Raw genomic sequence first — 19,660 nt, 5'->3', positions numbered from 1 at the left:
GTGTCAACAAAATCTTCAGTGGGATGAGGCAGGATCGGACCTGTGACGAAGCATCCCGCAGCAGAGGAGCCCGAGCACCTGTTCACCGACGCGGACGCGGACGCGCGGTGGCGGGCTAGATTTCGGGCCGCCCGAGTAAGCCTTCCCGAATGGGCCCGTGACGCGCCCGACCGCAATGTGTACACCTCCAACGCCAGCGGGGTGTGGGAGACATACGCGTGGGACCGGCTGACGGGCAACCACCGACAGGTGACCGACCGCCCCAACGGCACGTACAACTCCACCATCAGCCCGGACGGCGAGCACATCTGGTGGTTCGCGGACACCGACGGCGACGAGTTCGGCAACTGGGTGGCCGAGCCGTTCGCCGGGCGCCCGATCGACCAGGAGCCACAGCCCGCGATCGCCGAGGTTCCCCGTGGTTATCCCGCAGGCGTGGAGATCGGCCGGTCCATCTCGTCGATCGGGATCTCCACCGACGACGGCACCACAATCGTTGTCTCCCAAGACGGTCAGCCTGGCCAGGTCATCTACGTCAACGAGAACGACGCCGGGGTGTCCGGGCTGTCGCGCGACGAGCAGTACCTGGTCATCTCGCATTCGGAGCACGGCGACAACCGGCATCCGGCTCTCCGGGTGGTCACCACGACCGGTACGACCGTCTCCGAGAAGTGGGACGGCAAGGGCAAAGGCCTCGACGCCATCGGCTTCAGCCCGGTCGAAGGCGACTCGCGCCTGCTCGTCCTGCACGAGCGGCACGGTCGCGAGGAGCTGCTGATCTGGGACGTCGCCGCGGACACCGAGACCGAGATCAGCCTCGACCTGCCCGGCGAGCTGACCGCGACGTGGTACCCGGACGGCCGCTCACTTCTCGTCGTCCACACGCATCAGGCGCGCAACACACTGCACCGCTACGAGATCGAGACCGACTCTCTGTCCCTTCTGGACACTCCGGCTGGGACGGTCGGTTCGGCGGGCGTACGGCCGGACGGGACGATCGAGTACTCGTGGTCGTCCGCGGCCGAGCCGTCGGTGATCCGGGCGTTGCACGTGGACGGCACCGATCGGGTCCTGTTGACGCCGCCAGGCGACAGGGCTCCGGGATCGGTCAACCTCACGGATGCCTTTGTGCCAAGCGAAGGCGGCGAGGTGCACGCGCTCATCGCGCGTCCCCTTGATGCCCCGGATGGCCCGTTGCCCACGGTCTTCAGTCTGCACGGTGGCCCGCATTCCGCCGACGAGGACAGGTTTTCCGCCTATCGGGCGGCGTGGATCGACGCAGGCTTCGCCGTTGTGCACGTGAACTACCGCGGCTCGACGGGCTACGGCTCCGCGTGGCGGGACGCGATCGAAGGCCGTCCTGGCCTGACCGAGCTCGAGGATGTCGCGGCCGTGCACAAGTGGGCGGTCAGCACGGGCCTCGCCGATCCGGAAAAGTGTGTGGTGGCAGGCGCTTCCTGGGGTGGATACCTGAGCCTGCTCGCCGCGGGCATCCAGCCGGACAAGTGGGCGGCGGCCGTCGGTGGCGTGCCCGTTGCCGACTACTTCGCGGCGTACGAGGACGAGATGGAGCCGTTGCGCGCGTTCGACCGCGCGTTGTTCGGCGGCTCGCCGGAGGAACTGCCTGACCTGTACCGGGAATGCTCACCGATGACGTACGTCGACCAGGTGCGTGCCCCGATTCTGATCTGGGCAGGCGAGAACGACCCGCGCTGCCCGATCCGGCAGATCGACAACTACCTCGACCGGCTCGCCGAGCGCGGCGCCAAGTACGAGGAGTTCCGGTACGACGCCGGGCACGGTTCGCTCGTGGTCGCGGAGATGATCAAGCAGGTCGGTATCGAGGTGCACTTCGTCATGCGGATGCTCGGCATCAAGAAGTAACGGCAGACAGGATGCTGCCCCACGTACGTACCTCCCTGCCAGATACGCACGCGGGGCAGCTTTTCCGGTTGAGCTAGGCCAACTGGGCCTGCCACATCCAGTGGGCCTGCTCGAGGTCCTTGGCGATGTCGATCAACAGGTCCTGGGTGACCAGATCGGCCTTGTCGGTCTCGTCGATCCGGGCCCGCAGGCGTTTGATCAACGCCTCCAGGGTGCTGACGATCGCCTTGACTGTCTGGTCGTCGGAAAGCCAGCCATCGGGGTAGTCGGGAATCCCGGAGCTTTCCACGACCGTCTTGGCTTTGCCGTTGGGAGAGACGCCGATCGCGTTGGCACGCTCGGCGACCTCGTCGACGTACGTGCGTGCGGTCGAGACCAGTTCGTCCAGTTGCAAGTGGGCACTGCGGAAGTTCTTGCCGACCACGTTCCAGTGCGCCTGCTTGGCGACCAGCGAAAGGTCGATCAGGTCGACGAGGGTCGCTTGAAGAATGGCACCGGTGGTCTTCTTGTCCGCCTCCGGCAGCGGACTGGTGATCGGTGACTTGCTCACTGCACATCGCCTCCTCACCAGAAGACCTACCCGGTGCCTATGGCGTCAAACCGTGGCGATAACAGTGACTTCGATATTTCCGCGAGTGGCGTGGGAGTACGGGCAGACCTGGTGCGCCTGTGCCACGAGCTGGTCGGCTTGTCCCTGCTCAAGGCCGGGAAGGTGCGCGGTCAGCGTGACGGAGAGCACAAACCGGCCGCTGTCGTCCTTGTTCAGCGTCACGGCCGCGGTCACATTCGTCTCCGGGACGTCGATCTTGGCCTGCCGGGCGACCAGGCGCAGCGCGCTGTGGAAGCAGGCCGAGTAGCCCGCCGCGAACAGCTGCTCCGGGTTGGTGTGCGAGCCGCCGGGTCCGCCCATCTCCTTCGGCGTCGCCAGCTTCTCGTCGATCACGCCGTCGGACGAGACGACCTCACCGTTGCGACCGTCCCCCTTGGACGTTGCCTCGGCTGTGTACAGCGCCTGCACCATGCGATTGCCTCATCTCTGATGTGAAGTCGGTGAACGCCGCCAACGCTACGCGTCAGCGACTCTGGGCGAACTCCACTACTTGCCGTCCGATCGTGCGCAGCGTGGTGGCCACGGACTCGCTGGAAGTCTCGCCCGCGCCGTCGAAGCGCACTTCGGCCGAATTGATCGCGGCGCCGAGCGGTGTCGGCCAGCCACGCAGGGCATGCACGATCGACCGCAGCGATGTGAGGGTTGTAACAGCGGCCTGCCAGCCTTGCGCCGTCGCGACGCAGCCGACCGCGCGGCCGTCGAGGTACACGCGGGAGTCGTCACGCAGGTCTTCGATGTAGTCCAGTGCGTTCTTGATCAACCCCGAGATGGTGCCGTGGTAGCCGGGTGAGACGAGCACGACGCCGTCGGCTTCGCGGAGGTACTCGACGAGTCTGCGCGCCGCGGCGGAGCGTTCCGGGACGGCCGGGTCGTAGAACGGCAGCACCAGGTCCTCACCGGTGATCACCGTGGTCTTGGCGCCCAGCTCCTCCGCACCGGCCAACGCGACCCGCAAGGCCCGCTCGGACTGCGAGTTCTCTCGTAGGGAACCACCGACTCCCACCACATGTATGGCCACGAATCGAGCTTAGGACTTCAAGCCCGGTTGAGTTCCAGACCCGCGAATGAACTTACCGACAGTAGGATCGAGTGATGCCGCTCTCGACCATCGCTCTGCAGGGCGCCGCGCTTCGTGCCCTTTATGGCCTGCCGCGCCGTATGCGCAGGTTGATCGCTGGACGACCGATTCGCCTCGATAACCAGGAACTGGCGCTGGACGCGCAGTTGTTCCTGCGTGCGCGCGAGATGTCCAAACTCCCGCCGCTGTCCAGCGGCACCCCGGCGAAAGCTCGCCACGATCTGCTCGCGGGAGCCCAGATCGCCGCCGGGGAGCCGATCCAGCCCGTGGCCACGCGGGACCTGACGATCAACGGGTCGATCCCCGCACGCCTCTACACACCCGATGAGCTGCCCGAGGGCTCTCCGCTGCTGGTGTACTTCCACGGCGGCGGGTTCGTGATCGGCAGCATCGAGACACACGACAACACGTGCCGGTTCCTGGCGAAGCACGCACGAGTGCGGGTGCTGTCGGTGGACTACCGGCTGGCGCCCGAGCATCCGTTCCCCAACGGAGTCGAGGATGCAATCGCCGCATTCAAGTACGCGTACGCCAACGCGGCGGATCTGGGCGCAGACCCGACGGCGATCGCAGTCGGCGGCGACAGCGCGGGTGGCAACCTCGCGACCGTCGTCTCGCAGGTGACCACGCGCGAGGGCGGCCCGAAGCCGGCGTTCCAGCTGTTGCTCTACCCGTCGGCGGACGCGACGAAGCAGACCAGGTCGAAGGAGCTGTTCGCCCAGGGCTTCTTCCTGACCAAGGACGACATGGACTGGTTCATGGGCCACTACGCCACGGTCGAGCAGGACAAGCAGGACCCGCGCTACTCACCGGCGCTGGCGCCCGACTTGTCCGGGTTGCCGCCCGCGTACATCGCGACGGCGGGCTTTGACCCGCTGCGCGACGAAGGCGAGGCCTACGCCGAGCTGCTGCGGAAGGCCGGCGTGCCCGTCGTGTTGTCCAGGCAGGCTGACCTGATCCACGGTTACGCCAATTTACTCGCTATTGGAACTCGTTTTCGAGAAGCGATGTTCGAAGCCGCCGGAGTTTTGCGCACCGGCCTGGAAATCGGCCCAAAGGAATCGTTGACCGGCGAATCGGCTGGAGAATAGCCGAATGTCCGGCGCGAAAAACGCGCCGGACATTCACGTCGGGTCGGTCAAGGGGTGACGGGAGCGACCGGCAGCGGCGGCACTGGCAGCGGCGGCAGCGGAACTGGCACCGGCAGGCCACCCAGCAGGCTGGTGACCAGGTCGAGCAGCGTCGACAACAGTGAGGTGAGTAGCGCGGTCACGCCGGACAGCAGGTCCAGGCCGGGCAGGCCCTTCGCGGTGCCGTCCGGCATCGAGGCCAGCTTGCCTGCCAGTTCGGTGTTCAGGTCGTTGGCCTTGACCGAGTTGTCACGGGTCTCCGCGCGGGTAGCCCACTCATCGGTCCTGGTCACGAGCGCGTCGAGGACGCCGTCGAGCTCGCGCACATTGCTCTTCACACCGGCGACATCGCCGGCTTCATACGCGGATTTCAGCTGGTCGTGCATGCGTTGGACAGTCTTGGCAGCCACCTCGGGGTCTGCCGTGGCGGTCCAGCCGGACCCATGCCAGTCATCGGCGGAGGCTCCGCCTGCCAACGCGATCATGCTCCCGACTACGACGACGGCGAGCTTTTTGACGAATCCCATTCTCATTCTCGACTCCTCCCCCCGCTCAAATGATGACGTAGCCAACAATGAGCGGACTCCGCTAGTACCGGAACATAGTCACCAGCCTGGGGCAGGCTCGCCAGAGTTCTTTACCAAGGTCGTAATCGACGATTTACGCTAGGTAATCGATTTGGCGGCGTAGATCAACTAGTTCCGACACGGGGTGGGGACGTGCGTCAGGAAGCTGATCACGGACCGGCGCCGGACACGCCAGGCGCACGGGCGCTGAACAGCCACGACGGAGCGAACCCTCACCTCAGTGAGTGAATTCGAGATATTCGGCGCGCACAGCGAACGGCCCGGCGAGCGAGGGGCTCACCGGGCCGTTCTTCCTCGTGGTGGGAGGGCTTTAGGGAGTGATGTTCGTACAATCAGGACAAATGCCCCAGAACACCACCTCGGCCTCGTCGACGACGAAGCCTGCCGACTCCGACGGTGTGAGGCATGGCGCCGGGCCGACCGCGCAGTCGACATCCTCGGTGCGGCCGCACTGGCGGCAGACAAGGTGATGGTGGTTGTCCCCGATGCGGGTCTCGAACCGGGCCGGATGCCCGGCCGGCTCTATCCGCCGGACCAGCTTCGCGCTGGTGAACACGTTCAGCACGTCGTACACCGCCTGGGTGGATACGGAACCCAACAGCTCCCGCACCCCGGTCGCGACCTGGTCGGCGGTGGCGTGTGGGAGCTCGTTCAGCAAGGTCAGCACCGCCAGCCTCGGTGCTGTCACCCGCAGACCGGCAGCCTTGAGCCGGTCACGCAGCTGGGCTCGATCCGGGGCTGTCGGTGTCGCCATCACTGCCACCTCACCACTTAATCTGGAACGAGTCAATAAAGCGACTCGTTCGGGGGACCGCAGGGTGGTCACCCGTGGCTACAGAGTGGCCCGGAGTGTCCTGGTCTAGACCTCGTCCATTCGTGTGATTGCGAAGAACCGGGCGAAAACTCGGTTGCTCGGTGGGGTAATCAGATGATCCCCTGACTGTTCGTGGAGAGATACCAAAAGCTGTTCGCGCTGCCGGGTGCCCGGTCTCTCCTGATCTTGATCTTCCTCACCAGAATCCCGGTCGCGGCGGCCGGAATGACGCTGACCCTGCACGTGGTCCTCGGTCTCGGCCGCGGTTACGGAGCAGCGGGCCTGGTCGGCGGCGCCACGACGATCGGTATCGCGATCGGCGCACCGCTCTACGGCCGGTTCATCGACCGATACGGCCTGCGCAAGGCGCTGATGATCACGACCATCGCCGAGACCGCGTTCTGGGCCACCGCGCCACTGATGCCGTATCCCGTGCTGCTACCGATGGCCTTCCTCGGCGGCCTGCTCGCCATCCAGCCGATGTCCATCGGTAGGCAGGCGGTCGCCGCGCTCGTGCCGGAGGCACATCGCCGCACGGCCTACTCGCTCGACTCGATCTCGGTCGAACTGTGCTTCATGATCGGCCCGGTGGTCGCGGTGGCACTGGCCACCCAAGTCTCCACATCAGTCGCGCTGCTCGTGCTCGCGGCAGGGTTCCTGGCAACCGGTGTCTCGTTGTTCATCTTCAACCCACCGCTTCGCGGCAGCGAGGAAGTCACGACCGCCGACCGTCCGCCAAGACGTGAATGGCTCAGCCGCAGGCTCATCGGAGTGTTGCTGGTCGGGTTCGGCGCAGTCTTCGTGTTGTCCGGCACAGAAGTGGCGATGATCGCCGTACTGCGGCAGCACGGCGAAGTCGAGTGGGCAGGCGCGGCAACGGTGATCCTGTGCCTTGCGTCGATCGCGGGCGGACTCGTGCACGGCGCCGTCCGCAAGTCGTTGCCACAAGTCGTATTGATGGCTTTGCTTGGCGCATTGACAATGCCAGCGCTGTTCGCGGACGGCAGCACATGGTGGATTCTCGCACTCGCACTCGCGCCGGCCAGCGCGATGTGCGCACCTGCCATCGCATCAACGGGAGAGCGCGTCGCTCAGCTTGTTCCCGTTGCTGTGCGCGGGGAAGCGACGGGGCTACAGAGTTCGGCGTTCACCTGTGGTGTCGCGCTGGGCTCCCCGGTGATCGGATTTGTGGTCGACCACAGCGGATCACCGGGTTGGGGCTTCGTCGGCGCCGGTGCCGGCGGACTGGTCATCGCCGCATGCGCGGCCGTGCTCATCCGCCGGACACCGGCCCCCGCTCTCGCGGAACCCGCAAGCGTCAAAGTCTGAAGGCCGAGATCGCAAGCTCAGCAGCGCCGCTGCGCAAGCGCGCATACCGCCACCCGCAACCCCCGCCAAAAGCATCTTCTATCGCGCGGCTTGCAGTTCCTCGAGCGCCAACGCACCGACGCGCAGTAGCTGTCGGAGACTCTGCTCGTCGGCGAGCAACGTGAAGTGCTTGCCCATCATGAACTCGACTTCCATGACGCCGATCGTGTACTTGATCTCGCAGTCGGGCGAGATCGACGCGTACGTGTCAACGTCGACACCGGTATATCCCATGCGACACACCTCCTTTCCTGGTAGGCACTTCGAGTGTGCCGGAGCGTTCGATGATCTTGAATACCACGATCGGGTAACGGGATTTCCAGTGCTGACAATGATGTGATGGCACTGCGCAAAACGATCAGGTCCCGGCGCCTTGGCAAGCAGCTGCGCGAGTTCCGCCATCAGGCGAACCTTCGCCAGGAAGACCTTGTCGTGGTGATGAACGAAGGCCTGAACTCTGAATACAGAATTTCAGGCAACCATTGGCGGAGAACGGAGAACGGGTTGTCCCGGCTCACTCCCGTGCACCTCGCGAGGTTCTGCGAAGTGTTGGAGGTCGAGGAGGAGCAGGCCACCGCGCTGGAAAGGCTCAGAGCGAAGGCAGACGAGCCGGGCTGGTGGCAGGAGTACTCGGACATTCTGTCGGAGATAGGCGAGATGCTGCTCGAACTGGGTGAGGACGCCGTCCGGATCCGGACCTACGACACGGTGTTCATCCAGGGCCTACTGCAGATAGAGACCTACACCGCTGCCGTTGCCAACAGCGCGATAGCGACCGTTCGTACAGTCGATGTAGATCGCGTGGTCGAACTCCGGATGCGCAGGCAGAAAAGGCTCTCGGATCCCGACTTCCGCGGGCTCTCCGCAGTGCTGACCGAGGGAGCGATCCGCACCATTGTCGGTGGCCCCGCGGTCATGGCCGCTCAGCTGCGGCATCTGTTGCAGATCAGCCAGAACCCGAAGGTGGAGATCCGTATCCTGCCCTAGATGTGATGCCCAGGGAGGTTGGTTAGCCGGGTGATGGGCGGCTTGCCTCCGATGGCTGAGTGGGCTCGGTGGTGATTGTAGAAGTGGAGCCAGCCCGGTAGTGCTGCTCGGCGCTGGTGTTCGGTGTGGTAGAAGCGGGCGTAGGCCCAGCCGTCGGCCAGGGTGCGGTGGAATCGTTCGACCTTGCCGTTGGTCTGTGGCCGGTAGGGGCGTGTGCGTTTCGGTGTGATGCCTAGTTCGGAGCAGGCGTCGCGCCAGGCGAAGGATCGGTAGGCGGCGCCGTTGTCGGACAGGACTCGTTCGATGACGACTCCGCGTTCGCCGAACCAGGCGACCGCGCGGCGCAGGACGGCGGTCGCGGTCTCGCCTCGCTCGTCGGCGTGGATTTCGGCGTAGGCGGCACGGGAGTGGTCGTCGACGACCGTGTGCAGAAAGGCTTTGCCGGTCCGCGGTTTGTAGTCCTCGCCCTTGGGCAGGCCCGCGGTGGCTCGCTTGTTGCGGTCTCCTTGCTGACGTCCGACGAACCGGTGGCCACCGCCGTCGGGGATGTTGCCGAACTTGGTGACGTCGACATGGATCAAGCAGCCGGGATGGGGATGTTCGTAGCGGCGCAAGGGTTCGCCGGTGACCCTGTCGATCCGGGAAAGCCGGTTGATCCGGCACCGGGTCAGTACCGCATGCACGGTGGAGGCTGGGATGCCCAGCCGGCCGCCGATCTGGACCGGGCCCACCCGGTGGCGCCAGCGCACACCAACGATCGCGCGAACCACCGGCTCGGGTGTGCGAGTCGGGCTGTGGCGCGGCCGCGAGCTGCGGTCGGCCATCCCGGCTTCGCCCTCGAGCCGATAGCGGTCGGCCCATTTTCTTGCGGTCCTGGGCGCGACCATGAACATCTTCGCCGCCTCGGCGGGCCGCCAGTTCTGCTCGACGATCAGACGCGCCAGCCGTAGCCGGGTACGCGGCGTCAGCGTCGCGTTAGGGTGGGACACGAAGGCCTCCGGACATGTGAAGCGGTTCCTAGACAGCTCCACTTCACAACCAGAGGCCTTCCCCTGTCTTCACGACAGGCCGTCACACACCCAAACCGGGACAACCTCCCTGGACATCACACCTAGACACTTCCGTTGTATGCGCGAAGGCCCGGACTCTCGTTTCATTCGCGACGAGAGCCCGGGCCTCCACCTGGCCTAGCTGACGACCAGGGCCTCCGCGATCTCATACGTGTTCAGCGCCGCGCCCTTGCGCAGGTTGTCGCCGCAGACGAAGAAGTCCAGCGTGTTCGGGAAGTCCAGGGCCTGGCGGACCCGGCCGACGTAGGTCGGGTCCCCGCCCACGACGTCCGCGGGGGTCGGGAACTTCGACGCCGTCGGGTCGTCGATCAGGACGACCGACGGCTGCGCCTTGAACACCTCGTGTGCTTCGGCCACCGTCACCGGGTTGGCGAAGGTCGCGTGCACCGCAAGGGAATGCGTCGTCACGACCGGGACACGCACACAGGTCGCCGAGACCTTCAGATCTGGGATTCCCATGATCTTGCGGGCTTCGTTGCGGACCTTCAGCTCTTCGCTGGCCCAGCCGTCTTCCTTCAACGACCCGGCCCATGGGACCACGTTCAGCACCAGTGGTGCCGGGAACGGTGAGTCCTCACTGGACAGTCCAGCGGCCTGCAGTGCCTCGGCCACATCGCCCGCGCGACCGCCGACGTGCTTGCCTGCCACGGCTTCCATCTCGGCGTACAGCCGGTCGATGCCTGCTTGGCCCGCTCCGGACGCTGCCTGATACGACGCCACCACGAGTTCGGTCAGCTCGAACTTCCGGTGCAACGCACCCACCGCGGCCATCATCGACAGCGTCGTGCAGTTCGGGTTCGAGATGATCCCGCGTGGCCGCTCGTTGATCTTGTCGATGTTCACCTCGGGCACCACCAGCGGCACGTCCGAGTCCATCCGGAAGGCGCCGGAGTTGTCCACCGCGATCGCGCCGTGCTCGGCCGCGATCGGTGCCCACTGCGCCGAGATCTCGTCCGGCACGTCGAACATCGCGACGTCCACGCCGTCGAAGGCTTCCGGTGAGATCTCGATGACGGTCAGCTCCTGGCCGCGCACGGTCATCTTCTTGCCCGCCGAGCGCGCCGAGGCGATCAGCCGGACCTCACCCCATGGGAAGGAGGGGCGGTTGTTCATGATGTCGATCATCACGCCGCCGACGGCGCCCGTTGCGCCGACGAGTGCCAGTACCGGTGCCATCAGCGACCACTCCCCGCGTACACCACTGCCTCTTCGTCGCCGCCGAGGTCGAACGCGTCGTGGATCGCGCGCACCGCCGCGTCCAGCTCGGTGTCCCTGATCAGCACCGAGATCCGGATCTCCGAGGTGTTGATGATCTCGATGTTCACGCCCGCCCTGGCCAGCGCCTCGCAGAACGTCGCCGTCACACCGGGGTGCGAGCGCATGCCCGCGCCGACCAGCGAGACCTTGCCGATGTGGTCGTCGTAGAGGACCTGCTCGAAGCCCAGCTCGGCGCGTACCTTCTCCAGCGCGGCCACCGCGTTCGGGCCGTTCGCCTTGGACAGCGTGAACGTGATGTCGGTGCGGCCGGTGTGCGTGGACGACACGTTCTGCAGCACCATGTCGATGTCCACGCCGATGTCGGCGATCACCCGGAAGATGCTGGCCGCGACGCCGAGCTTGTCCGGCACACCGACGACGGTGACCTTCGCTTCGGAACGGTCGTGCGCGACGCCCGTGATCATCGCTTGTTCCACGGAGAGCTCCTCGATCGACCCGGTCACCACAGTGCCGGGCTTTTGGTTGAACGACGACCGGACCCGGACCGGCACCCCGTACCGGCGGGCGTATTCGACACAGCGCAGCATCAGCACCTTGGCCCCGCTCGCGGCCATCTCCAGCATCTCCTCGTAGGTGATGCGGTCAAGGTGCTTGGCGTTGGGCACGATCCGCGGGTCGGCGGTGAACACGCCGTCCACGTCGGTGTAGATCTCGCAGACGTCGGCACCGAGCGCGGCCGCGAGGGCCACCGCCGTGGTGTCCGTACCGCCCCGGCCGAGCGTGGTGATCTCGTTGGTGCCCTGGCTCACGCCCTGGAACCCGGCCACGATCGCGATGGCGCCGTCGTCGAGCGCCTCCTGGATCCGGCTCGGGGTCACGTCGATGATGCGGGCGTTGCCGTGCGCGGCTGTCGTGATCACGCCTGCCTGCGAGCCGGTGTACGACCGGGCTTCCAGGCCTTGCGCGTGAATCGCCATGGCCAGCAGCGACATCGAGATCCGCTCACCGGACGTGAGCAGCATGTCCAGCTCACGAGCCGGCGGCACCGGGGCGACCTGGCCGGCGAGGTCGAGCAGCTCGTCGGTGGTGTCCCCCATCGCGGAGACCGCCACGACGACGTCGTTGCCCGCCTTCTTGGTGGCCACGATTCTCTCGGCGACACGTTTTATCCGGTCGGCGTTCTCAACGGATGAACCGCCGTATTTCTGGACAACGAGCGCCACGCCGCTCAACCCTCTCCTCAATCGCTTCAGACCACGTCGGGATGAGCCTACCTGCGCCTGGTAGGGGGTTTTCCGCATCGTGTGGTCCCGGACACTCAGGTCAGGAAGCTTTAGCCTTGTCGCGTGTCCACGACGGAGGTGACTCGGCAGCCGGCGGCAATCGCGGAAAAAACTGAACAAATCCGGCTCAGAACCTGGACCGTGCGCCGAGTCGCCTACATGCTCGCGCCCGCGCTGATCTACCTGGGCATTCGCGAGTTCGGCCTGCTCGTGCTGTCGTGGATGAGTTATCAGACACGTTTCCCGATGGGACAGGCGCTCACATCGTGGGACGCGGACTGGTATCTGGGCATCGCCGCAGGCGGCTACGACAACGTGCCGCACCGGCTGGTCGACGCCTACAACCAGCGCAGCCCCGAGACACCGCTGGCGTTCTTCCCCGGGTACCCGAAGCTGATCAACTACCTGGCCGCGCCCTTCGGTGGCACCGAGACCGCACGGCTGGTCGCGGCCTTCACGATCACGGTCGTAGCCGGGGTCTTCTGTGCGTACGCCCTGGCCAGGATCGGCAGACGGATCCCAGGCGGGTCCATCCGGATCGGGCTGATCCTGGTCGCCCTGTTCGCCGCCGCGCCGATGAGCGTCGTGCTGGTCATGCCGTACTCCGAGGCGCTCTTCTGCGCCTTCGCCGCGTGGGCGCTGGTCGGAGTGCTCGAACGGAACTGGATCCTTGCCGGTCTGGCTTGTGCTTGCGCTGGTCTGGTTCGGCCGACGGCCGCGGCCCTGGTGCTGGCGGTCGGTCTCGCCGCGCTGGTCGCCGTGATCAAACGCCAGGACGGCTGGCGTCCCTGGCTCGGCGGGCTGCTCGTGCCGCTCGGGCTGTTCGGCTACCTCGGCTGGGTGGCCCACCGGACCGGAGAGCTGTTCGGGTACTTCAACCTGCAGGAACGCGGCTGGGACTCGCGGTTCGACGGCGGCGTGGCCACGTGGAGGTTCGCGGTCGAGGCGCTGACCCGGCAACTGTCGGTGCTCGAAGGCGTGACGATCCTGCTGCTGCTCGGAGCAATCGCGCTGGTCGTGATCGGGTTCAAGATGAAACTGCCGTGGCCGCTGATGGTCTTCGGGCTCGGCGTGCTGATCATGGACATCGGGTCGAACGGGCTGATGGCGTCCAAGACGCGGCTGTTGCTGCCCGCGTTCGTGTTGCTGATCCCGATAGCGGTCGGCCTCGCCAAACGACAGACCGCTACCGTCGTCGCCACGCTGACCGGACTGGCAGTGATCACGTCCTGGTTCGGCGCTTACTCGCTGACGGTGTGGAGCTGGGCAATCTGATGCATCCGTTGATGAGGGACCGGTGGAGCCCGCGCTGGCTCGACGCTTCCGCCGAGGTGACCGACGCGCAGCTTGAGGCGATGCTGGAGGCCGCGCGGTGGGCGCCTTCGTACGGCAACTCGCAGCCCGCGCGCTACATGGTCGGGCGTCGCGGTGACTCGACCTACTCACGGATTTTCGAGGTGCTGAGCCAGCGCAACCAGGCGTGGGCGCAGAACGCGCCGGTGCTGATCCTGGGCATCGCGATGACCGTGAACCACAAGGGCACGCTGCCGTTGAACGAGTACGGCCTCGGGCTGGCGACTGAGAACCTGGTGCTGCAGGCGGTGGACGAAGGCCTTGTCGCACACCAGATGGGCGGGTTCAACGCGGAAGGCGCGCGGATCCTGTTCGAACTGCCGCCCGAGGCACGGCCGGTCGTGGTGATCGCGGTCGGGAAACTCGGTGACCGGTCGAGCATTCCGGAAGATCTCCGAGAGCGAGAACTCGCCCCGCGCAAGCGGTTGCCGCTCTCGGAGATCGCCTTCACCGGCGAGTGGGGAAAGCCGTTCAGAGCTGAGCCGTGATAGCGGCGTGGTAGGTCGCTATGCGGCCGTACACGCCTGGGTAACCCGCGAGCGCGCAGCCACGGCCCCATGACGTGTCACCGATCAACTTGCCGCCCGCGATCAGCGGACCGCCCGAGTCGCCCTGGCAGGTGTCCACGCCACCGTTCGGGAAACCAGCGCAGACCATGGCCGACTGGATGAACGAGGAACCGTAGGCGGTCCGGCAGGTCGCGTCACTCGTGAGCGGGACGTTGGCCTTGAGCAGATAACGGGACGCGGAACCACCCGATCGGGTCGTGCCCCAGCCGAGGATCGTGGTCTGGGTACCGGCTGCGTAGAGGGCGGTGTCCTGTGGCGTGGCCAGCGGGAGATACGGCCCCGGCAGACTGGTGCCCAGGGTCAGCACGGAGACGTCGAACCCGCGCGTGGCGCTGGTGTAGCTCGGGTGCACCCAGATCCGGGTCACGGTCGCGACCGTTCCCGCGGTGCTCTGCTTGTCCTCACGGCCCCACACCACCCGGGTGCTCGACGGGCTGCGGCCCACGGTGCAATGCGCCGCCGTGACCACCTTGGTGGCGCTGACCAGCGTGCCTCCGCAGAACTGCGAACCGGAGGAACTGGCGAGGTAGACGGTGTACTTGAAGTCGTTGATGTTGGCCCGGGTGCCGCCAACGATCATCGGGGTGACGTCCGCCGATGCCACCGACACGGACGACAAGGTGGCCGCGACCGTCGCGACCGCGACAGTGCAGGCTCGAACCAGGCGGGGCAGGGTAGCCGCCATGGCTGTCTCCTTTTCCTCAGTGCCGCTCTACGTCGAGCGACATGATCCATGAGTAATCGGGCGACGACAGATCGTGCAACCGCTGATCGGCGCATGACATTGCCAGAGACAGCAACAAGTGCTGGTCAACGCCAAGAAGCACCCAGCGCTGGTTCGAGAGAAGCTCGCACCGTGGGGGTCTGGGGGCTCGGCCCCCAGAAAACACCGGGACACGGTCCGCGCCACAGCGGCGGCCAGCCCAGCTGAAAGTAAGCGGACCCCGTGCACCTGTCAGAGCCCGCTTATCCTTGCTGCCTTCCGGCCCTGGGGAGGTTCACGAGATGGACACCGCACGAGGTCCAACGACAGTGTAGCGAACCTCGGTCCGGCCGGTCGGAGGGCAGGGTCGGTACTGGCGCCGGGATTGTCGGTGGCTTTGGGTAGGGTCGTCGTCGTGGCGCTCGCCCTTTACCGCAAGTACCGTCCGGCGACCTTCGCTGAGGTGGTCGGTCAGGAGCACGTCACCGAGCCGCTGCGCATCGCGCTCGCGGCCGGTCGGGTCAACCATGCGTATCTCTTCTCCGGGCCTCGTGGCTGCGGGAAGACGTCCAGCGCACGCATCATGGCTCGATCCCTCAACTGCGCGCAGGGGCCGACGCCCGATCCGTGCGGCGAGTGCGAGTCGTGCATCTCCCTCGCTCCCAATGGCCCGGGCAGTGTCGATGTGGTCGAGCTCGACGCGGCCAGCCACGGTGGTGTCGACGACACTCGTGAGCTGCGCGACCGTGCGTTCTTCGCACCGGCTATCTCGCGGTATCGCGTCTTCATCATCGACGAGGCGCACATGGTCACCACACAGGGCTTCAACGCCCTGCTCAAGATCGTCGAGGAGCCACCAGAGCACCTCATCTTCATCTTCGCCACCACCGAGCCGGACAAGGTCCTGCCGACCATCCGCTCCCGTACCCACCACTATCCGTTCCGGCTGATCCCGCCGGGCGTGATGCGGGAGCTCCTGGAGCGCAACTGCGCTGCCGAAGGTGTCACGGTCGAGCCTTCCGTCTTCCCGTTGGTCATTCGGGCGGGTGGGGGCTCGGCGCGTGACACCCAGTCCGTCATGGACCAGCTGCTGTCCGGCGCCGGACCCGATGGCGTGACGTACGAGCGCGCGATCTCGTTGCTGGGTGTCACGGACATCGCGTTGATCAACGACATGGTCGACGGGCTCGCGACCGGCGACTCGGCCGCTGTGTACGGCACGATCGAGCGACTTGTCGACGCCGGCCACGATCCTCGGCGGTTCGCTTCTGACCTCCTTGACCGGCTGCGTGACCTGGTCCTGCTCAGTGCTGTACCCGATTCCGGCGCGCGTGGCTTGGTGAACGTCCCCGACGACGAGCTGACCCGGATGTCCGCGCAAGCGGATCGGATGGGCCCGGCGACGCTGTCCAGGTTCGCCGAGATCGTCCACACTGGACTCATCGAGATGCGTGGCGCGACTTCGCCGCGTCTGGTGATGGAGCTGTTGTCCGCGCGGATGCTCCTTCCCGCCGCGGTTCAGGGTGACCCGGCGCTTGATTCCGCTGTGCTGCAACGACTTGAGCAACTGGAGCGGCGCGCTGCCGTGGCTCCGGTCGCCGCAGCCGCCGTGCCCGCCATCGCTCAGCAGCAGGCAGCCCCTCCGTCGGCTCCTCAGCCCGCGGCCGCTGCCCCGGCACCGCCACCACGGCAGCCGGAACCCGTTGCCGCGCAAGCACCCCCGCCACCGCCAGCACCAGCGCCCGCAGCGCCGCCTGCGGAACCGGGTGCGTTGGACGCCGCGTCCGTGCGACGGATCTGGCCGGAACTGCTTGCCGAGGTACGCAAACAGCCAGGCGGCCGCAGCACCGAAGCCATGCTCACCAACGCGACCGTGCAGAGCATCGAGGGCGACACGGTCGTCATCGCGCACGCTGCGGCCCCGTTGGCCCGGCGGTTGGCCGAGGCGCGCAACGTCGACCTGATCGGCAAGGCGCTGAACAACGTGATCGGCGGAAACTGGCGGGTCACGTGCGTGCACGGCAGTGGCACCGCTGCCCCGCCCGCGCAGGCCGCACCGCAGCCTCGACCGCAACCGACGCGCCCGAGCCGTCCGGCGGCCGCGCCGGAGCCGCCACAGCGTCAGGCTTCACGCCCGGCGACGGATCACGACGACATCCCGCCACCCCCGGAACCGCCCGAGCCCGACGACCCCCTCCCGCCTCCTGCGCCGAAAACCCAGGAGGAAGAAGAGGAGGAAATGCTCGCCGAGGCTTCCCAGAAGCCGAGCGACGGCGAGCGGATCGTAGCCCGTGACCCGGAAGAAGTGGCGATCGAGCTGCTGACCCAGGAGCTGGGAGCGAGGAAGATCTAGGCCCGCGGCTAGGAGCCGTGTCCACCTTTCCAGCACCATGAAATGCGCATTCCGACACGGTGAAATGCGCGTTCCGGCACTATGAGATCGCGGCGCGGGTCAGCGAGTGCGATTTCGGTGTGCCGGAATGGTCAACTCATGGTGCCGGTGTGGTGGACACGCGGTGCTGCAACGGTGGACACGCGGGCTAGGCGAGGTAGGCGAGGATCGCGGCTGCGATGGCGTCGGCGTAGCGCTGGCGGCCGGAGGGGCTCGACAACACCGCGGCTTCGTTCGGGTTACGCATGTTTCCGCATTCCACCAGGGCTGCTGGGCGTTCCGAGAGGTTCAGGCCGCCGAGGTCGTCCCGTGGGGACAGCCCGGCCGAGCCGATGTAGGTCGACGTCGCGAAACCCGCTGAGCGCAAGCCATCCCGCAAGGTCGTGGCGAGCCGCTTGGCCGGTTCCCCTTGGGCCGCGTTCAACGGAGGCGCCGAGTACGCGATGTGGAACCCGTGCGCGCCAAGGGAATTCGAGCCGTCAGCGTGAATGGACACCACTGCGTCCGCGTTGGCCTGGTTGCCGATCGCGGCTCGTCTGTCCACACAGGGCCCGACTCCGGTGTCGTTGTCGCGGGTCATCACGACCTTGATCCCCTTGGCCGCCAACAACTCCCGCACACGCACCGAAACGTCCCAGGTGAACTGGTGCTCGGCGTAGCCGGCGTTGGTCGATGTCCCGGTGGTGTTGCACGCCTTGGTCTGGCCGCGTCCCGCGGGCACCTTCTTGTTGATCTCCGCGGGGTTCGACGCGTTGCCGCCGTTGTGCCCGGGATCCAGCACGACGACTTTGCCCGCAACCGGCGGCGGAGGCACCGGAACAGAAGTGCTGCTGGTCGAGGTGGGCACCCGGGTGGCGCTCACCGGAGATCCCGGCGGCACGGACACCGCCGTCTCGACCTTCCTCACCGAGGGTGGCGAGCCCGCCTCGCTCGTGCTGCATCCGGCGAGAAAGACAAGCGCCGCAGCGAGGGCGAGACAGGCGCGGCGAGGCGAAGGCGTCACGTCAGGAGAGACTAGTCTTGATGGCAGCAACACTGACGCGACTCGAGGAGCCAGCGGTGCAACCCGGACCAGGAATGCCCAACATCCAGGACATCCTGCAGCAGGCCCAGGCCATGCAGGAGAAGCTCGCGTCGGCTCAGCAGGAGCTCGAGGACGTCGAGGTGACCGGCACGGCCGGCGGCGGACTGGTGACCGCGACGGTGTCCGGCGCCGGTGAGCTGACCGCGCTGACCATCGACCCCAAGGTGGTCGACCCCGAGGACGTCGAGACCCTGTCCGACCTGATCGTCGCCGCGATCAGGGACGCCAACCACAACGCGCAGAAGCTGGCCGAGGAGAAGATGGGCGGCCTGGCCGGTGGCTTCGGCGGCGCGCTCGGACTGCCTGGTTTCTGATGTACGAAGGCCCGGTCCAGGACCTCATCGACGAGCTCGGCCGGCTGCCGGGAGTGGGTCCGAAGAGCGCGCAGCGCATCGCCTTCCACCTGCTGGCGGCCGAGGCCGCGGACATCGCGCGGCTGCAGGACGCGCTGCAGAAGGTCAAAGAGGGCGTGGTGTTCTGCGATATCTGCGGCAACGTCTCCGAGCAGGAGACCTGCCGCATCTGCCGGGACGCCCGGCGCGACCCGCAGAAGGTGTGCGTGGTCGAGGAGCCCAAGGACGTACTGGCGATCGAGCGGACCCGTGAGTTCAAGGGCCGCTACCACGTGCTCGGCGGCGCGCTTGACCCGTTGTCCGGGATCGGCCCCGACCAGCTGCGGATCCGGCAGCTGCTGACCAGGATCGGCGAGCAGGACGTCACCGAGGTGATCCTGGCGACCGACCCGAACACCGAGGGCGAGGCGACCGCCACGTACCTGATCCGGCTGCTGCGGGACTTCCCCGGGCTGACCGTGACCAGGCTGGCGTCCGGCCTGCCGATGGGCGGCGATCTGGAGTTCGCCGACGAGCTCACGCTCACCCGCGCGCTCTCCGGGCGTCGCGCCGTCTGATCGACACAGGATGATCGACACAGTGTGATCGAAGAGATCCGCACGGCCATCGAGGCGGCGCCGCCAAGACTCGGCGGTGTCCGCTTGGTGGCGGTCGACGGTCCATCCGGCTCGGGCAAGTCCACGTTCGCCCGGCGGCTCACCGCGGGGTTGGGCAACGCGGCCCTCGTCTCCACCGACGACTTCGCGACCTGGGACGACCCTGTGGCCTGGTGGCCCCGGTTGGTCGAGGGCGTACTAGACCAATTGGCGGCGGGTCGACCTGGTGGTTATCGCGCCGTCGAGTGGGTCGACGGGATCCCGCGGCCGGGCCCCTGCCGGACAGTCGATGTGCCCGAGTTCCTGGTCCTTGAGGGCGTCTCGGCGGGCAGAGCCTCGATCCGCCCGCTGCTGTCCGAGCTGATCTGGTGTGAATACGCTGACCAGGCCGAACGCCTCGAGCGGGCGGTGGCGAGGGACGGCGAGGCCTGCCGGTCGCACCTGGTGGCCTGGCAGTTGTTCGAGCAGGGCTGGTTCGCTGTCGACCGCACGCGCCAGTACGCGGATCACGTCGTCGACGCGGCGTTGGGCAGTCTCTGACCGAGCCCTGTTTGGCCGATTCGTGACCAAGCGGAGTACCA

The 19,660-nt window shown here is 66.7% G+C and carries 21 protein-coding genes and 1 other RNA gene; 10 read left to right on the top strand and 12 right to left on the bottom strand.

Annotation, left to right across the window (positions count from 1 at the left end; all coding sequences use genetic code 11):
* Positions 1 to 42: 42 nt before the first annotated feature.
* Positions 43 to 1,884, top strand: coding sequence for a S9 family peptidase (locus tag B9C43_RS17725; protein WP_084427615.1), 1,842 nt, complete (start codon positions 43 to 45; stop codon positions 1,882 to 1,884).
* A gap of 73 nt (positions 1,885 to 1,957) precedes the next feature.
* Here the strand turns inward: B9C43_RS17725 and B9C43_RS17720 are convergent, their stop codons facing one another.
* The 3 genes from B9C43_RS17720 to B9C43_RS17710 are packed head-to-tail and all read right to left on the bottom strand — an operon-like array spanning position 1,958 to position 3,512.
* Positions 1,958 to 2,434: a Dps family protein gene (locus B9C43_RS17720; protein WP_033391293.1), complete on the bottom strand. Its 477-nt coding sequence runs from the start codon at positions 2,432 to 2,434 to the stop codon at positions 1,958 to 1,960.
* 45 nt (positions 2,435 to 2,479) lie between these two features.
* Positions 2,480 to 2,905 carry an organic hydroperoxide resistance protein gene (locus tag B9C43_RS17715; protein WP_084427614.1) on the bottom strand — a complete coding sequence of 142 codons (426 nt, stop codon included), beginning with the start codon at positions 2,903 to 2,905 and terminating at the stop codon, positions 2,480 to 2,482.
* Positions 2,906 to 2,957: 52 nt separating this feature from the next.
* Complete coding sequence (locus B9C43_RS17710; protein ID WP_033391291.1) at positions 2,958 to 3,512, bottom strand: NADPH-dependent FMN reductase; 555 nt, start codon at positions 3,510 to 3,512, stop codon at positions 2,958 to 2,960.
* A gap of 74 nt (positions 3,513 to 3,586) precedes the next feature.
* On the opposite strand from B9C43_RS17710, the gene B9C43_RS17705 reads away from it, so the two are divergent.
* Positions 3,587 to 4,663 (top strand): alpha/beta hydrolase, encoded by a 1,077-nt coding sequence (locus B9C43_RS17705; RefSeq protein ID WP_084427612.1) that lies wholly within the window; start codon positions 3,587 to 3,589, stop codon positions 4,661 to 4,663.
* A 47-nt stretch (positions 4,664 to 4,710) separates the two neighbouring features.
* On the opposite strand, the gene B9C43_RS17700 is transcribed toward B9C43_RS17705, so the two are convergent.
* Both B9C43_RS17700 and B9C43_RS17695 read right to left on the bottom strand, forming a co-directional pair.
* Positions 4,711 to 5,235, bottom strand: coding sequence for a hypothetical protein (locus tag B9C43_RS17700; protein ID WP_143446376.1), 525 nt, complete (start codon positions 5,233 to 5,235; stop codon positions 4,711 to 4,713).
* Between the two features lie 364 nt (positions 5,236 to 5,599).
* A complete protein-coding gene (locus B9C43_RS17695) occupies positions 5,600 to 6,043 on the bottom strand; it encodes a Fur family transcriptional regulator (RefSeq protein WP_033391288.1) in 444 nt (147 codons plus the stop codon).
* A gap of 192 nt (positions 6,044 to 6,235) precedes the next feature.
* Here B9C43_RS17695 and B9C43_RS17690 point away from each other — a divergent pair, with 192 nt between their 5' ends.
* Positions 6,236 to 7,432 carry an MFS transporter gene (locus B9C43_RS17690; protein WP_235038662.1) on the top strand — a complete coding sequence of 399 codons (1,197 nt, stop codon included), beginning with the start codon at positions 6,236 to 6,238 and terminating at the stop codon, positions 7,430 to 7,432.
* A 78-nt stretch (positions 7,433 to 7,510) separates the two neighbouring features.
* Here the strand turns inward: B9C43_RS17690 and B9C43_RS17685 are convergent, their stop codons facing one another.
* Entirely contained in the window at positions 7,511 to 7,705 is a 195-nt protein-coding gene (locus B9C43_RS17685) for a hypothetical protein (RefSeq protein WP_033391287.1), read from the bottom strand.
* Between the two features lie 105 nt (positions 7,706 to 7,810).
* Here B9C43_RS17685 and B9C43_RS17680 point away from each other — a divergent pair, with 105 nt between their 5' ends.
* Entirely contained in the window at positions 7,811 to 8,458 is a 648-nt protein-coding gene (locus B9C43_RS17680; protein ID WP_084427608.1) for a helix-turn-helix domain-containing protein, read from the top strand.
* On the opposite strand, the gene B9C43_RS17675 is transcribed toward B9C43_RS17680, so the two are convergent.
* The 3 genes from B9C43_RS17675 to B9C43_RS17665 form a co-directional block, all read right to left on the bottom strand.
* Positions 8,455 to 9,447, bottom strand: coding sequence for an IS481 family transposase (locus tag B9C43_RS17675; RefSeq protein ID WP_084427606.1), 993 nt, complete (start codon positions 9,445 to 9,447; stop codon positions 8,455 to 8,457). The genes B9C43_RS17680 and B9C43_RS17675 overlap by 4 nt on opposite strands.
* A gap of 198 nt (positions 9,448 to 9,645) precedes the next feature.
* A complete protein-coding gene (locus tag B9C43_RS17670) occupies positions 9,646 to 10,704 on the bottom strand; it encodes an aspartate-semialdehyde dehydrogenase (RefSeq protein ID WP_084427604.1) in 1,059 nt (352 codons plus the stop codon).
* Positions 10,704 to 11,969 (bottom strand): aspartate kinase, encoded by a 1,266-nt coding sequence (locus B9C43_RS17665; protein ID WP_033391284.1) that lies wholly within the window; start codon positions 11,967 to 11,969, stop codon positions 10,704 to 10,706. Before B9C43_RS17665 ends, B9C43_RS17670 begins: the two co-directional genes overlap by 1 nt.
* 123 nt (positions 11,970 to 12,092) lie before the next feature.
* Here B9C43_RS17665 and B9C43_RS17660 point away from each other — a divergent pair, with 123 nt between their 5' ends.
* Together B9C43_RS17660 and B9C43_RS17655 are read left to right on the top strand one after the other, a co-directional pair.
* Positions 12,093 to 13,304, top strand: a complete 1,212-nt coding sequence (locus B9C43_RS17660; RefSeq protein ID WP_200825558.1) for a hypothetical protein — start codon at positions 12,093 to 12,095, stop codon at positions 13,302 to 13,304.
* Between the two features lie 11 nt (positions 13,305 to 13,315).
* Entirely contained in the window at positions 13,316 to 13,870 is a 555-nt protein-coding gene (locus B9C43_RS17655; RefSeq protein ID WP_084428276.1) for a nitroreductase family protein, read from the top strand.
* On the opposite strand, the gene B9C43_RS17650 is transcribed toward B9C43_RS17655, so the two are convergent.
* The gene (locus tag B9C43_RS17650; protein WP_033391283.1) at positions 13,854 to 14,636 is read right to left on the bottom strand and encodes a S1 family peptidase; all 783 of its coding nucleotides are present in this window, start codon (positions 14,634 to 14,636) and stop codon (positions 13,854 to 13,856) included. The genes B9C43_RS17655 and B9C43_RS17650 overlap by 17 nt on opposite strands.
* A gap of 247 nt (positions 14,637 to 14,883) precedes the next feature.
* Positions 14,884 to 14,980: signal recognition particle sRNA small type (ffs, locus tag B9C43_RS17645), an RNA gene on the bottom strand.
* Positions 14,981 to 15,069: 89 nt separating this feature from the next.
* Here ffs and B9C43_RS17640 point away from each other — a divergent pair.
* Entirely contained in the window at positions 15,070 to 17,007 is a 1,938-nt protein-coding gene (locus tag B9C43_RS17640; RefSeq protein ID WP_084428274.1) for a DNA polymerase III subunit gamma and tau, read from the top strand.
* A 187-nt stretch (positions 17,008 to 17,194) separates the two neighbouring features.
* On the opposite strand, the gene B9C43_RS17635 is transcribed toward B9C43_RS17640, so the two are convergent.
* A complete protein-coding gene (locus tag B9C43_RS17635) occupies positions 17,195 to 18,049 on the bottom strand; it encodes an N-acetylmuramoyl-L-alanine amidase (protein ID WP_327222588.1) in 855 nt (284 codons plus the stop codon).
* A gap of 20 nt (positions 18,050 to 18,069) precedes the next feature.
* On the opposite strand from B9C43_RS17635, the gene B9C43_RS17630 reads away from it, so the two are divergent.
* From B9C43_RS17630 to B9C43_RS17620, 3 genes are read left to right on the top strand one after another with little or no spacing between them, the layout of a single operon-like run.
* A complete protein-coding gene (locus B9C43_RS17630) occupies positions 18,070 to 18,444 on the top strand; it encodes a YbaB/EbfC family nucleoid-associated protein (protein ID WP_051897285.1) in 375 nt (124 codons plus the stop codon).
* A complete protein-coding gene (gene recR / locus B9C43_RS17625; protein WP_033391277.1) occupies positions 18,444 to 19,040 on the top strand; it encodes a recombination mediator RecR in 597 nt (198 codons plus the stop codon). The genes B9C43_RS17630 and recR overlap by 1 nt, the downstream gene beginning before the upstream one ends.
* Before the next feature lie 24 nt (positions 19,041 to 19,064).
* Positions 19,065 to 19,619, top strand: a complete 555-nt coding sequence (locus B9C43_RS17620; RefSeq protein ID WP_084427600.1) for a uridine kinase family protein — start codon at positions 19,065 to 19,067, stop codon at positions 19,617 to 19,619.
* Positions 19,620 to 19,660 lie beyond the last annotated feature (41 nt).

Origin of the sequence: Kibdelosporangium aridum (assembly GCF_900176515.1) — a bacterium.
Classification (GTDB): Bacteria; Actinomycetota; Actinomycetes; order Mycobacteriales; family Pseudonocardiaceae; genus Kibdelosporangium; species Kibdelosporangium aridum.
Note: the sequence above shows the minus strand (reverse complement) of the source record. Positions and strands in the feature narration are given on the sequence as shown.